Origin of the sequence: Syntrophomonas zehnderi OL-4 (genome assembly GCF_000983115.1) — a bacterium.
Taxonomy (GTDB): Bacteria; Bacillota; Syntrophomonadia; order Syntrophomonadales; family Syntrophomonadaceae; genus Syntrophomonas_B; species Syntrophomonas_B zehnderi.
In genome coordinates this window covers 19,384-33,955 of the sequence record NZ_CGIH01000010.1, presented here as the reverse complement: position 1 = coordinate 33,955, position 14,572 = coordinate 19,384, and the positions used below count along the sequence as shown (strand labels likewise).

At 43.8% G+C, this 14,572-nt stretch carries 11 protein-coding genes; 9 read left to right on the top strand and 2 right to left on the bottom strand.

The features are described from left to right. Nucleotides 1-634: 634 nt before the first annotated feature. The gene (locus tag AAV90_RS03850) at nucleotides 635-1,222 is read right to left on the bottom strand and encodes a hypothetical protein (protein WP_046496084.1); all 588 of its coding nucleotides are present in this window, start codon (nucleotides 1,220-1,222) and stop codon (nucleotides 635-637) included. Nucleotides 1,223-1,573: 351 nt separating this feature from the next. Then, complete coding sequence (locus AAV90_RS13995; RefSeq protein WP_052729590.1) at nucleotides 1,574-4,261, bottom strand: sigma-54-dependent Fis family transcriptional regulator; 2,688 nt, start codon at nucleotides 4,259-4,261, stop codon at nucleotides 1,574-1,576. 432 nt (nucleotides 4,262-4,693) lie between these two features. Here AAV90_RS13995 and AAV90_RS03840 point away from each other — a divergent pair, with 432 nt between their 5' ends. The 9 genes from AAV90_RS03840 (at nucleotide 4,694) to fni (ending at nucleotide 14,531) form a co-directional block, all read left to right on the top strand. Then, nucleotides 4,694-6,073, top strand: a complete 1,380-nt coding sequence (locus AAV90_RS03840) for an acetyl-CoA hydrolase/transferase family protein (RefSeq protein WP_046496082.1) — start codon at nucleotides 4,694-4,696, stop codon at nucleotides 6,071-6,073. Nucleotides 6,074-6,341: 268 nt separating this feature from the next. After that, the gene (locus tag AAV90_RS03835) at nucleotides 6,342-8,672 is read left to right on the top strand and encodes a methyl-accepting chemotaxis protein (protein WP_046496080.1); all 2,331 of its coding nucleotides are present in this window, start codon (nucleotides 6,342-6,344) and stop codon (nucleotides 8,670-8,672) included. A gap of 155 nt (nucleotides 8,673-8,827) precedes the next feature. Next, nucleotides 8,828-9,496 (top strand): (d)CMP kinase, encoded by a 669-nt coding sequence (gene cmk / locus AAV90_RS03830; protein WP_046496078.1) that lies wholly within the window; start codon nucleotides 8,828-8,830, stop codon nucleotides 9,494-9,496. Beyond that, nucleotides 9,486-10,076 (top strand): lysophospholipid acyltransferase family protein, encoded by a 591-nt coding sequence (locus AAV90_RS03825; protein ID WP_046496075.1) that lies wholly within the window; start codon nucleotides 9,486-9,488, stop codon nucleotides 10,074-10,076. Before cmk ends, AAV90_RS03825 begins: the two co-directional genes overlap by 11 nt. Before the next feature lie 79 nt (nucleotides 10,077-10,155). Next, complete coding sequence (locus AAV90_RS03820; RefSeq protein WP_242847478.1) at nucleotides 10,156-12,147, top strand: bifunctional 4-hydroxy-3-methylbut-2-enyl diphosphate reductase/30S ribosomal protein S1; 1,992 nt, start codon at nucleotides 10,156-10,158, stop codon at nucleotides 12,145-12,147. Between the two features lie 23 nt (nucleotides 12,148-12,170). Continuing rightward, entirely contained in the window at nucleotides 12,171-12,371 is a 201-nt protein-coding gene (locus AAV90_RS03815; protein ID WP_046496072.1) for an FmdB family zinc ribbon protein, read from the top strand. 284 nt (nucleotides 12,372-12,655) lie between these two features. Next, nucleotides 12,656-12,889, top strand: coding sequence for a hypothetical protein (locus AAV90_RS03810; protein ID WP_046496070.1), 234 nt, complete (start codon nucleotides 12,656-12,658; stop codon nucleotides 12,887-12,889). Between the two features lie 2 nt (nucleotides 12,890-12,891). Beyond that, nucleotides 12,892-13,485 (top strand): molybdenum cofactor guanylyltransferase, encoded by a 594-nt coding sequence (gene mobA, locus AAV90_RS03805; protein ID WP_076982602.1) that lies wholly within the window; start codon nucleotides 12,892-12,894, stop codon nucleotides 13,483-13,485. Further along, nucleotides 13,485-14,531 (top strand): type 2 isopentenyl-diphosphate Delta-isomerase, encoded by a 1,047-nt coding sequence (fni, locus tag AAV90_RS03800; RefSeq protein WP_046496068.1) that lies wholly within the window; start codon nucleotides 13,485-13,487, stop codon nucleotides 14,529-14,531. The genes mobA and fni overlap by 1 nt, the downstream gene beginning before the upstream one ends. Nucleotides 14,532-14,572 lie beyond the last annotated feature (41 nt).

The following is a 14,572-nucleotide window of genomic DNA, read 5'->3' as shown; positions in this document are numbered from 1 at the left end:
ACCATCAGGTTGATGTAATTTGGCAATAACTGGTTTGAAATCAAGGGTATCAATTATTTTCTCGATCCTGGATTTTGGTTGCATTTTCATTGCATCTTCAAAGGAGAAAATGCATCTCTGTCGAATATTCATAAGTGACTTCGCCTCCTTCGGATGATTTGTTTGGTCACTTATTTATTCGACAAAATGGGGGGTGAAGTCCTTTTTCTGTATGAATAAAATCCTAATATTTTCGGGCTTACCTAATATGCAAAAGTCTCAACTGTAAAAGAACTAATTGGGCAAAAAATCTTAAACAACTGCGATTGTTTTTAAAGTATAATGCTGAAAAGAAGCCAATTGGTTCGGGAAATAATGAGGTGAGCGCATGAGAGCCAGACGTAATCGGGAAACACCCTCCTGGTGGAATGACCCGAAAGCTGATCGAGCAATCCAAAGAAGGGTGAGAAGGTATAATCTGTTGGGTATCCTGATACTGATTATAGTACTTGTATCGAGTACGAATTTTAAAGGCTGTCTAAGCAGTGTAAGTGATTTTATGAATAGGTTCTAGACGCTAAAAGGCTCAACAATCGTTTCAAAGCGATTGTTGAGCCTTTTTATAGGGGAGGGAAGTGTGGGACTGTAAATCAACTTATAATTGTCCGACAAGTTCTGCCATATTATGAAAAGCCTGTTTCAGATCATCATGTTGATATAGATTGGACAGCGAACCATACATATGAACAATAATGTTATCGATTTCATTTTTCAATTCATCCGCATCCGTATTCCTCTTAGCAGCCATAGTAACGATAGCGTCTATTTGATTCAAATAATTAGCTGCGATCCGGTTGAAAAAACCGCTTAACTCCTTGGCTTCCCGTTCAGATACCGGGGGATTAATTATTGGTCCGCCGTTATTGTAAAAGTAAGTCAGCTTCTCATTTAAATTTTCGTTGATCAACTGTAAAATAGTTTTCTTAACATTTAATTGGGCCAAAGCCATTTGGCTGTAGTTTTTCTTTTGTTCACCTTTGCTCGTATTTGCCAGTTTAAGATATATACCGCCTATATAATACTGCAGGCTGATGCCCAGGTTGTAAATTTCTTCAACCGAGCGGGGAAAGGCCAGGGGTTCCATCAGTTCAGCTGATTTGGTACTGTAATTTCGGGAATCCATTTCGTTGTAGACCACGGTGCTGTTATAATCCGAGTTAAAAGAATTTTTAGCTTGCGTCATATCTGTCACTCTCTTTCTTCTTTAGTAGTAGGGAATATTAGGTGTTTAATTATTATTTTACGCATCCTGCTCTATTTATTGAGGGTGCCAGGTTTCAGATTGCGGCGTTCTTTGGCCGACCATAGTATTTAAGCATAATTAAATGCAAGTATTGTGCCAAAACACATGAAATGGCCTCCAAAATTAAAGGCCCAGTCAAAGCACTAAGTATCTAGGCGTTTTGACCGGGCCTTTATTATTAGGGTTGTCCAGATTATTTAAATCCGGTTGGACAATGTGTCACATTTATGTTGCTAAAATGCTCCGCACCGGGCTGAATAAGTGACAAAAATGTTACACCATAATAGCGTGTTAGTTTTTAATGGTATAATTTTTCATTTTTCTGTATAGGGTGTTGCGGGATATTCCCAAGGCGGCAGCCGTTTTGGTAACATTACCCGCATTGGCATCCAGAGCCCGGATGATCATTTCCCTTTCCTGTTCAAGGGCGGCAAGTTTTCGGCTATTGCGGTCGGTCAAGGGTTGGCTTGGGGATCCGAAGCCAGGATTAAATTGCCAGGTATCCCTGTGTCCGATAGCGGCATTGACGATCTCCCGGGGAAGATGTTCAATAGTAACCTGGTTTCCCTCGCAAACTAATAAAATTCTTTCCACCACATTCTGCAGTTCGCGGATGTTGCCGGGCCAATCATAGGCTTCCAGGCATTTAATTACAGCCGGTTGTATATCCTTGATTTTGCGGTTGAATTTAGGAGACATGGTTTTTATGAAATAATCAAACAGCAAACCAATGTCGCCGGTTCTTTCCCGCAGCGGGGGAATGTTTATTTGCACCACATTCAGCCGATAGTAAAGGTCGGCACGGAATCGTCCTTGTTCAACCAATTCCAATAAATCCTGGTTGGTGGCGGCAATTATTCTCACATCCACATCAATAACCGTATCTCCGCCTATGCGTGTGATGGCCTTTTCCTGAATAGCCCGCAGCAGGATGGCTTGTTGTTCCAGGGGCATATCCCCGATCTCATCAAGGAGCAGGGTACCTTTGTTGGCTAATTCAAATTTACCAGGTCGCCCCCCTCGTCTGGCACCGGTAAATGCGCCTTCCACATAACCAAACAATTCACTGCCGACCAGTTCCCGGGGCAGAGCCGCACAATTAATTGCTACAAACGGGCCGTTCTGACGCGGGCTGGAATTGTGAATGGCCTGTGCGAATACTTCTTTGCCGGTACCACTCTCGGCTTGCAGCAAAACGTTAGACATATTATGGCTGGCCATCATAGCCAGTTTTATAGATCTTTGCAGGTTTTTGTCCTGGCCAATAATGGAATCGAATGAGAAACTGGCCTGAGCTCCTGAAAACTTATTAACCAGTTCCTGCACCTGGGCAATGGGACGAAGTATTATCGTGGCACCGTTAACCTGGTGTTGTTCATTATAGTTCGGTTTGGCAGAAGCCGTTACATGAACCTGGCCGCGTAAGCCGTTTAGTATGATCTCAGTATCATCATAGGATTGACCGGTTTCCAGAAGATGCAAGGTTTTGGGTGCCGTCCCGCAAAACAGATCCACGATATGTTCGCCGATCAATTTTTCATCCGAAAAGCCAATAATCTGTTTGGCGGCTGGATTAAGCTGCGAAATCCGGCCCTCCTGATCTAAAACAATAACTCCGTCGGACATGGTATCAAAAACATTAGCCAGCTCATTATGCAGCATCCAGATAGCCTCCTGCTCCAGACGCAATTCCTTTTCCTTATAGAGGTGACAGTTTTGAGCTTTATTTAACCCGTTAAATACGGCTACAGCCATGTAATAACAGGAGTTGTAACCACAGGCGGCACAGTTTCGGAAATCTTTTTCTTCCAGTTTGTGCATATCTACATAGATCTTTTTTAATTCTTCTTCGTTGGGATATTTAAGATGGCTTAGGGAACGATCCTTATATAAATAGTAGCCGAAATCATGCTTGGATAAAACATCAGTTAAAAAATCATCCAGCTCCTGATTGGCTTGCGGGTCACTAACGCCGGATTCGGAGCGACTGGCTACGGAGTATTCTATTTCATCAATGGAGTATTGCTGATTAACACACCCGATTCCCATATTACAGCCCTTTTCACAGCTTAAAACGTCCACGATCAAAGGCAGATTGGGCTTGCCTTGCTGGATGGCTTTTTCGAGATCACCCAAATATTGCTCAAAAACAATCGGACCTTCTATCTTGGTAATGGAACTAGCCGGGGTTTCTGGATAATGAAACAGATAACTTTCTTTTAAGCCCCCCGGGGTTGAGAAATTGGTGGCCATACCGGCAGTTACCGGATTATCGAATGAACCTTCCGCCAGGGAATCTACATCAATTTCCCTGGCCTGCAAGAGATCATGTAAAGATTGAAAGGTCACATTGTAGCTTAACATCTGGTTTTCGCGCATCTCGCGCCGTTTGGCTATACATGGAGAGATAAAAGCCAGCTTGGCATCCGGGTGCAGTGATTGCACATAAACCGCCAGGCAGTATAACGGGCTGCCAACCGGAGCCAAGTGTTCAATTAAGGACTGATTATGGAGTTCAATATATTTAACTACTGCCGGGCAGGGCTGTGCGATCAAGGGTATTTTGGCCTGACCGGACTTAATAGCTTCATGATAGGCGGCTATGGAAATTTCTGCACCCAGTGACACATCATAGACCCCCTTAACACCGAGTAATTTCAAGGCCGAGATGAGCTTGTTCAAATTGAAATTACTTTGGGCTGACGGGGCTACCAGGGCATAGATATCCTTCTCTCCCAGATCCTGAACGAACTGAGGAGTATCATCAATAATGAAGCGGGCACTTTTTTCCGCAATTCCGCCATGGCTTTTAACACAGGCTTCAATGCAGCGACCACATCCGATACATAGATTATTATCAAATTTGACCACATCGCCACTGCCGTCGCTGCATATTTTAACGGGACAAACAGCTATACATTGGTGACAATTAGTACAATATTCTTCTCTAATACCGATAATATCCACCATATTATCCATAACTATCCACCTTTTCATCAAAGCCTACTACATTTAATTATATATTACCATTATAAAATCTTCGTAAGCAATTATATAGGCAAAAAAATTGTCGAATATAGAAAACAACGGTATTTTTTTATAGAAATAGAACAGCCTGCAGCCTGGAAAATAATAGCCCAGGATATGTAAATAGTCCCGCAGGTATGGCGCCGCTCTTTGTCTGCTGGTCTGTTATTCGATTTTGTTATAGAGGGCTTTGCTAATTATATCCCCCCTTACGAATAAAAAATCATGTCGTCAACAAGCGAGAAAAAGCGGGCCTATCGCTGTGTACCCAAAATATCCGCAAATGTAAAATAATGTATATCACAAATAAATATAGGTAATATATACTTATGTGATATAATTCAAAATAGGTGTCGACATAATTATTTTATGGGGGGATAATGTATGGCAAGTGATTTCCAAAGGATGTACAAGGAAAAACTACGTACCGCAGACGAGGCGGTTAAATTGGTTAAGTCAGGTGACTTAATCGATTATGGCATGTTTAACGGAAAACCGATTGCCCTTGATAAAGCCCTGGCGGCTCGCAAGGATGAATTAAAAGATGTTAAGGTTATGGGGGCGGTAACCATACCTCCTATACCGGAAGTGATTACCCGCGACCCCATGGGCGAAGTATTCACCTATAACGATCAGCATTTCAGCGCTCTTAGCCGAATATTGCAGGAAAAGTGCCAGAATGTTTTCTACCAGCCGGCTATGTTTGGGGAAGTGGAACAATATCTGCTGGAAGGCAGAAGGGATCCCCAAAAAATGGGTACATCTGCCCGCCAGTTCTACATGGTCCAGGTAGCCCCCATGGACAAGGACGGCTATTTTAACTGGGGCATGCATAATTCGTCTTCATATTTAATGGCTACCTTATCTGATCATTGTATCGTTGAAGTAAATAATAAAATCCCCTATGCGTTAGGTGGTGTAGGAGAGAGAATACATATTTCCCAGGTTACCTATGTTGTGGAGGGGGACAATACGGATCTGGCTGAACTGCCAGTCATCGAACCAACTGAGGTTGACCAGAAAATAGCTGCTAATGTTCTGGAATATCTCCGGGACGGACAGTGCATTCAGTTGGGGATAGGAGCTATGCCCAATATCCTCGGAAAAATGATCTGCGATACTGATCTTAAGGATCTAGGCGGCTGGACCGAAATGCTGGTCGATGCTTACAAGGATATCTGGGAATCAGGGAAAATGACCGGGATTAAGAAAAATATTGATCCGGGCAGAATTAACTATACCTTTGCCCTGGGGGGGAAAGAGCTTTATGATTGGATAGATCATAATGCGGCTATTGCCTCCTGTAATGTGGGCTATGTAAATCACCCCCGCCAGGTATCCCTGATCGATAATATGGTTTCAATCAACCAGGCTTTGCAGGTTGATCTGTATACCCAGATCAATGCTGAAAGCTCTGGATTTAAACAGATTTCCGGCAATGGCGGAATGGCGGATTTTGTCATGGGTGCTTTTTGGTCTAATGGGGGACGCAGTTTTATCTGCCTGCCTTCTACCCATACGTTGAAGGACGGTACCGTAATATCCAGAATAGTACCTACCTTTGCACCGGGTACGATTACCACCGTGCCGCGGCAAATGGTTAATTATATCGTAACTGAGTACGGCTGTGAAGCTATGAAAACCGCGCCTACCTGGTTGCGGGCCGAAAAGATTATATCCCTGGCCCATCCTGATTTCCGGGACGATCTGATTAAAGCGGCCGAAAAACAAAAGATCTGGAGACGCACTAATAAAATTGAATAATCTCCCCAGCAAAACCCTTTGAAGAACTTATATATTACTAGATATTGCGAAATATTTTTATACTCATAGCCAAGTAAAATACAATGAACCACCAGTTCAGCCTTTATCAGTACTGATAAAGGCTGTTTCCAATGATACCGTATCTCATCTTTCAGTGATTTACTTTTTTTATCTGTAATTTAAGCTTAACATCCAGTATAATACTATATATCATTAATCAGCCAACTGGGGATAAGTTAATAGAATGAGCCGGGAGGAGCAAACCAATATGAAAAATAGTTTAAAGGGACGCATTATTATTATTCTAGTCGGGATTAATCTTGTGGTTTTCGGATTTTTTTATTGGAACATGGTAGGTCTGCAAAGTCTCCTTATCAAAGATTTCGAGCATCAGTATACTACCAACCTGACCAACGCGGTTGAAACCTCCCTTAATTCTGCCGAAAGGGAAACCGGCATATTGGCTGATTCACTGCTGGCCAATGAGCAAATGAAACAGGCTTATCTTAACCGGGACAGACAACGCTTAAGCCAGTTGACCATGCCGGTCTATCAGGAATGGCATGATAATAATCATGTCGTCCAGCTGAACTTCATTGATCCGAACGCCCACGCCTTTTTTAGGGCTCATAAACCTGAACAATACGGAGATGACATCAGTTTTCGCAAAGCCCTGGTTAAAGCGATCAATACGCGTGAGCGGGTAATCGCGGTTGAAAAAGGGGTCGCCGGTTACGGCATTAGATGTATCACCCCGATAATGAACGGAAACCAGTTAGTAGGACTCTGCGAGGTCGGGGTATCCTTGGAGGATTCATTAGGGGATTATCTGCAGGAATTAAACGAAGGGGAGTATTCTGTCTTTTCGTTAACCGATGAGGGATCTGATTCCCTGTGGAAAGAGGAAGCGGCAGGGGCGATTACAGTAACGGACAAGGATCTAAAAAAAATACGAGCCGGACAGAGCTTTCACAGAAATAGCGAAGATAACAAGTTCATCCTGTCCATGATGCCTATTAAGGATGTGGACGGAGAAAGCGTGGCCTTTATCACCGGGGAAATTTCCCGGGATAATTTTATAAAAGCACAGACCGATGCCAGGAACCGTTCTTTATTGATTATTGTAATATCCCTGCTGGCTGTCTGTATTGCGGTTAGCATCTTGCTGACCCGGGCATTGCGGCATATCAATCCATTGCTTGCCAGCATGGAAGAAGTCGGCAAAGGGGATTTGACTAAAATAATAGATGTGTCGGCCAGCAATGAAATAGGCATTCTGGCACAGGGCTTTTCCGGGTTGTTGGAGAGCTTGCGTAAGGTCATGTTCTCTTTATTTACGAGCACTTCCCGCCTTACTACGAATGCTTATTTCTTAAATGATGTCGTGAGCTCTTCGGTGGTTAAGTTAAAGGATAGTGTAACCAGCCTGGAAGAAGTGGGTACCCAACTTAATGAAGTGGGACATAATCTGGAAAGTGCTGATTCCGGGGTTAGTGAAATTGCCAGTGCCTCCCAGATGGTAGCTGAGCAGGCGCAGAGATTGCAGGAGTCTTATATAAGCCTGACGGAATCAGCTCAGGCAGGCAAGGAAGATATGAACGCAGTGGAAAGAATGGGGGAGATTTTAAAAGACAAGAGTGCTTCCACTATGGAAAAAGCCCAGGAGTTGCAGACCATTTCAGAAAATATCGGTGATATTACCGCCACTATTATGTCGGTATCTGAGCAGATTAACCTCTTGGCCTTAAACGCTGCCATTGAATCGGCCCGGGCCGGCGAACACGGCCGAGGTTTTGCAGTCGTAGCCGAAGAAGTCCGCAAACTGGCCGAAGAAACCGCCGGATATTCACGCCAGATAAAAGACTTAATAACGGGTGTTCAATCTAATATCAACCGTTTTGTTGAAGAAATCAAATCCATGGGAATTGCGGTTGAAGACGGCAACCAAACTACCGGCAAAGTAATAATCAGCCTGGATAAGATTATCGGGCAGATCATTAATATACAAGAGTCTATTATGGAGATAACCGCCGCCATGGAGGAGCAAAGTGCTTCTTCGCAAGAAATATCGGCGGTGGTAAATACCGTTAACGATACCATGTTAAACCTTATTGATACCCTTAACGGAGTAATCGGTCAGGTGGACGGACAGATGGGCAACTTTACTGAATTGGCCCGGATATCAGATGAAACCAATACGATATCTGACCAACTGCGGGGCATAGTAGCTCAATACAAATTGCCGGATGATATTATCTTGGAACAGGTCAAAGAAGATCACCGCGGCTTCGTGAAAAAATACGATTTTATTGTTAACCGGGATCTTTATTCAGAACCGGAGAGTGTTGCCGATCATAATAATTGTCGCTTGGGAAAATGGGTCAGCACTTTAACCGATGAGCATATGCTCCAGGTATTTAATCAGCATGTGCAGAAACCGCACGAACAGGTTCATGCCCTAGCCCGGGAAGCAGTTAAGCTCAATAATGAAGGACGTAAAACCGAAGCTAATGCTAAACTGGAAGAAATGCATGACGCCTCAAAAGAGATTATTGGCGCGCTTGATCAGCTAATATCCGCCTACCACCAGCAAAAATAATACCTTTGCCAGAAAGCCTCCGGGCGAATTGCACCGGGGGCTTTCCTTATCTCTATTATCCTATGTTAACAGACTGTGTATTTTCTTCCCGTGGCTTTCACAAGCTTCCTGGTTATGCTAAAATGAATAGGAAATATTACTAGGCAGGTAAGGTAATGCAAATAGCTATTGATGGGCCGGCAGGAGCAGGGAAAAGCACTATAGCGCGCATGCTTGCCCGGGAACTAGGTTATGTATATATTGATACCGGCGCAATGTACCGGGCTTTGACTTGGAAAGCAATAAAAAATAATATTGAATTAAATAATTCCCAGGCATTGTATGAATTAGCCCGGGAAACCAAGATACAATTTACAAACCCGTCCGGAGATCAGCGGGTGATATGTGACGGAGAAGATGTTACCGAAGCCATCCGTAGTCCGCTTATTAATGCCAGCGTTTCGCTAGTTGCAGCTAAAGCAGAGGTCAGAAAAGTTATGGTTGCCAAACAGCAACAAATGGCCAAATTCGAAAGTGTAGTTATGGATGGCCGGGACATTGGTGAACAAGTATTGCCCGATGCCGATTATAAGTTCTTTATTACTGCCTCCCTGCCAGAGCGTGCGCGCAGGCGTATTGCGGAATTACAATCCCAAGGCTATGAGGTAAAACCAGCCGAAGTGGAAAAGGAAATACAGGCTCGCGATCAGATGGATTGTGAAAGATCGGTGGGTGCCTTAAAAACCCTGCCTGATTCCATCGTTATAGATACCAGTCTCCTTAATACCGAGCAATTACTGGGGAAAATGCTGGATATAATCGGGGAGAAAAAACATGTTTTATAAGACTGCCCGAGCAATATTTAGATTTGTTTTTATTATTCTGGGGTTAAAAGTCGAGGGTCATGAGAACATACCGCGCGAAGGCCCCCTTATCCTTGCCTCCAATCACGTAAGCAATTGGGATCCAGTAATGGTTGCCCTGGCAGTGAATCGCCCGGTACATTTTATGGCCAAGGCCGAGTTATTTAACTATAACATTTTGGGTAAATTATTAATTAAGCTACATGCTTTTCCTGTTAGAAGGGGCAGCGGCGATCGTCAGGCGATTCGACATGCCCTGCGGGTTTTGGAACAAGGCCATGTTCTAGGGATATTTCCCGAAGGAGCCCGCAACCGGGAAGATCAAAACATCACCGCCCAATCTGGAACGGCAATGATTGCCCTCCGTTCAAAGGTTAATGTTGTACCCGTGGCCTGTATTGGCACTGGCCGAATAATACCGGTAGGTTGGCTTAGGCCTTTAGTCGTAAGAATAGGTGAGCCTATTAGCCTGGATGAGTACCGGGATCAGAAGGTAAATTCCTCCAACCTGGAGAAACTCAATACAGAAATAGAGGATAAAATAATTCGTCTTCTATACTAATAAAGTGTAATAATAAAGCAGGAATCAGCAGATTTTATACGAATTAATAGATTAATAGGTGGGGTGTATCTTTTTGCAGGTGATTCTGGCTGAAGAGGCGGGGTTTTGCGCCGGGGTGCGCCGAGCCTTCAAAATTGCAGAAAACACCGTAAGTGACGATCTTCATTGGGTTACCCTGGGACCTCTGGTTCATAATCAAGCGGTGGTCGATCATTTTACCGCTCAGGGAATCTCCCCGGCAGATGATATGGAGAAACTGGCTGCCGATGGAATAATAATAAGATCCCACGGGATTGCCCCGCAAATCATCGCCAATCTCCAGGAAAAGGGTATTATAATTAATGATGCTACCTGTCCATTGGTAAAACGGGTGCATGAAACAGCTGCTTTATTAACGGCTCAGGGATACGAAATAATTATTTACGGGGACTATGATCACCCTGAGGTTCAGGGAATTCTGGGATGGTGCAATAATAATGCCCGGGTTATTGCTAGTGTTGATGAGGCCCTGGTTATGCCGGTAGTTAGTAAAATGGGCGTGATATCTCAAACTACCAAAAATGAGTCTGATTTTTATAAACTGGTAGCTGCATTGGTACCTAAGGCCAAAGAAATAAGAGCGTTCAATACGATTTGCTCTGCGACCTTAAAAAGACTGGAGGCGGCTCGGATTCTGAGCCGGAAAGTCGAATTAATGCTGGTAATTGGCGATAAAAGCAGTTCGAATACTAAAACCCTGGCACGGGAGTGCCAAATATCAGGAGTTAAGACGCAGCTTATTGAATCTGCCGGCGATTTGATTCCTGCTTGGTTTAAAGATATCAAAAGGGTTGGTATTACAGCCGGGGCTTCTACTCCGGATTGGATTATTAAGGAGGTATTGGACAGGATGACGCAGTTTGATGACGGTGCTCCGCAGGAGCAAACCCAACAGGGGAATTTATCCAATGAAGAGAGCTTTGCTAAGCTGGAAGCTGAAATGGCTGATATTGCTAGCCCCAACCGCGGAGATATAATAAAGGGTGTAGTAATTGAGGTTCGTGACGATGAAGTCATGGTTGATGTAGGAGGTAAGTCTGAAGGTATTATACCCTTAAGAGAGATGTCGGTAAAAGAAGCCAACTCTGCCAAAGAACTGGCCGCCGTTGGAGAAGAAATCGAAGTATTGGTATTAAAATGGGATGATGATGGAACTATATTGCTTTCCAAGAAAAAAGTAGATGCCAAAAAAGCCATGGATACACTGGAGGAGATCTATAATTCGGGCGGAGTCGTTGAAGGTTCTGTAGTTTCCAGTGTAAAAGGCGGATTATTGGTCGATGTCGGGGTGGTGGCATTTTTGCCGGCTTCTCATGTGGAGGATGGTTTTGTGAAAAACCTCGATGAATATGTTGGCCAAAGTTTTAAATTCAATATAATTGAGTTTAATCGGCATAAAAAACGTGGTTCCCAGATCGTACTGTCCCGTAAAGCCATGGTGGAAGCCGAGAAATCCAAACTCAAAGAACAGTTCTGGGCCAGTATTGAGGAAGGCCAGACCATTAAAGGTCGAGTTAAGCGGATCGTTGATTACGGGGCCTTTATTGACTTGGGAGGATTTGAAGGCCTGCTGCATGTATCCGAAATTGATCATGTAAGGATTGAACACCCTTCAGCTGTGCTTACGGAAGGGCAGGAAATTGACGTTTTTGTTCTGGCTTTGGATCGTGAAAAACAAAGGGTATCATTAAGCCGTAAAAAACTGCTGAAGAGCCCGTGGGAAATCGTCCTGGAAAAATATCAGGAGGGTGACATTATTGATGGTAAAGTTGTGCGACTGGCTTCTTTCGGTGCTTTCGTAGAAATCGAACCGGGTGTGGACGGACTCGTGCATATTTCCCAGTTGGCTAACCATCGGGTTGAAAAGCCGCAGGATGTGGTGAGCGTTAACCAACCGGTGAAGGTAAAGATATTAAGTATTGATTCTGAAGAAAAGAGGATCGGATTATCCCTGAAAGAGGTAGCGGCAGATGTGGAAGACCAGGGAGTCGAGGAATACCTGGCTAATCAGGAAAATGAGTTTAATGAGTAATTTGAAGAAAGAGGGTGAACAAAATGCCGGTATTTGATTTTGAATGTAAAAAATGTGGGAATAAATTTGATCTGATGATCAGCAACAAGGATAAAGACAAGGTTAAATGCCCGCAGTGCGGTTCCCCGGAAATCAAGCAACTCCTTTCCTTGTTTGCGACCCCAAGCTCCGGTTCGTCATCGGATTCCTGCGCGAGCTGTCCTTCTGCAGTCACAGGAGGATGAGGAATGCGTTTTTAGGCTGTCAGTCGACAGCCTTTTTATTTAATAGAAGCGGGCGGATACGCGTGCTTTTTTGCCCGCCAGGACACTGTGAAAATTCGAAAATATTAATTAGAATTTACTAAGCCAATCGGGGCTGAATGTATGGGTCGTAACCGGTTATTTTCCAAGAGGCAAGACTAAAAAAGTGAAAGAAAAGTGCTGCCCAAGAGACGTCCATTATTACCCAACATCTTTAGTGCCGGGTTAGGTGATTTTATAAGTATTATTCAGGGAGGGGAAAGTTGATGGATAGGGGATGGATTTTAGATGATGATGACATAGTTAATGTGACCGGTGCTATTAATATGCGAATACTTATTGATATTGCCAAGGCCTATCAACAACCAGGTCGGCTAACCACCGTTGAAATCAGGCATAACCATGAGCATATCAAAGAAGTGCATCTTTTAAAGGAAGAAATCGCTTCCTTGGAGCGCATATACAATGTGGCATTTAATTTTTCCCCGGATTTAAAATAATTATGAAAATAACTGGGGCAATTTTGGCTGGGGGAAAGAGTTCACGCATGAAGTTTAACAAAGCTTTGGCGGTAATTTCTGGAGAACCTGTATTTAAAATTATCCTGGATAAATTTCAGTTAAATTTTGATGAAACGATAACTATTAGCAATGAACCGGAAATATATCGTGATTTTGGTGCTGTGATTTATTCGGATATATACCCGGGTCTGGGGCCGGTGGCAGGTATTCATTCGGCCTTGTTTAATGCTCGTTACGATAGGGTTTTCGTTATGGGGTGCGACATGCCGTTTATGAATATGGAACTGGTCTCTTTCTTATCAGATCATCTTCAGGATTATGATTGTGTTGTACCGATGTTGGATAATAAACTGCAGCCTTTATCGGCATTATACAGCAAAAGCTGTCTGCCGGTTCTAACCGGTTGCCTGGAGAATGATAAGCTTAAGCTGATTCGCATATTTGAAGAATTAAACCACCTAGTGATCCCTGAGATGCAATTGGCTCAGTTTGGCGATCCCCGGGAGATATTTATGAACGTAAATGATCAAACGGCTTTGGTTTTAGCCCAACAAATCGCAGGGAGGTATTTGTAATCAGAAGTGAAAGAAAAACAGAACATCTTCGGTGGGCAATTAATACCCTGGACGGACCTGACAGCAGCGGCTTTGAAGATGTTACTCTGCTCAATGATTCGGTACCGGAACTGGGTATGGATGATATCGATTTAAGCTACAGTTTTTTGGGAAAAAAGCTGGCTTGTCCGGTGATTATTAATGCACTCACCGGAGGTACTGATGAGGCCGCCGAAATCAATCGTGGCTTGGCTTCCCTGGCACATAAATATGGACTGGCCATGGCAGTTGGCTCCCAAACGATTGCTCTGGAAAGACCCGGTTTAGATAAAAGCTTTGCAGTCGTTCGGGACATGAACCCCGAGGGTGTAATCCTGGCGAATGTAAGTGCAAACAGCTCCGTTGAGGACTGCCTGGCGGCTGTGGATATGATAGCCGCCGACGGTTTGCAGTTGCATTTTAATGTGCCGCAGGAATTGGCAATGAATGAAGGTGACCGTAATTTCCGGGGTATTTTAGAAAATGTCGGTTTGATTACCCAGGCATGTCCCGTTCCGGTAATTGCTAAAGAAGTGGGGTTCGGATTTTCACAGGAAAGTGCACTTAAGCTCTTTAATTGCGGGGTAAGAATCTTTGATAACGGAGGTAAAGGCGGCACTAATTTTTTAGCCATTGAAGGTCACCGAGGCGGCAGGCTAAGTCAGGGATTATCTAACTGGGGAATTTCTACCGCTGCCAGTTTGGGAGAAATTCTGGCTTTAAAATTACCTGTGCAGATTATAGCCTCCGGGGGAATAAGACAGGCCAGCGATCTGGCTAAAGCGATTGCCATGGGGGCCGAATTAGTTGGAATAGGTGGATTTTTTCTTAAGATTTTGTTACAGGAAGGAATACAGGAACTGGATCAAAGGTTAGACCAGTTGTTTTACCAGACTAAAGCGGTTTTTTTGATGGCCGGAGCGGCTGACTGCATGGAAATTAAAAAAAAACCGGTTATTATATTGGGACGGACGGCGGAATGGCTAAAGACCAGAGGAATCGATCCTGTTCAGTGGTGCAGATCGTAAACAATAATAATACCGGGTTTATGTCGTCTTTATGTCGGCGA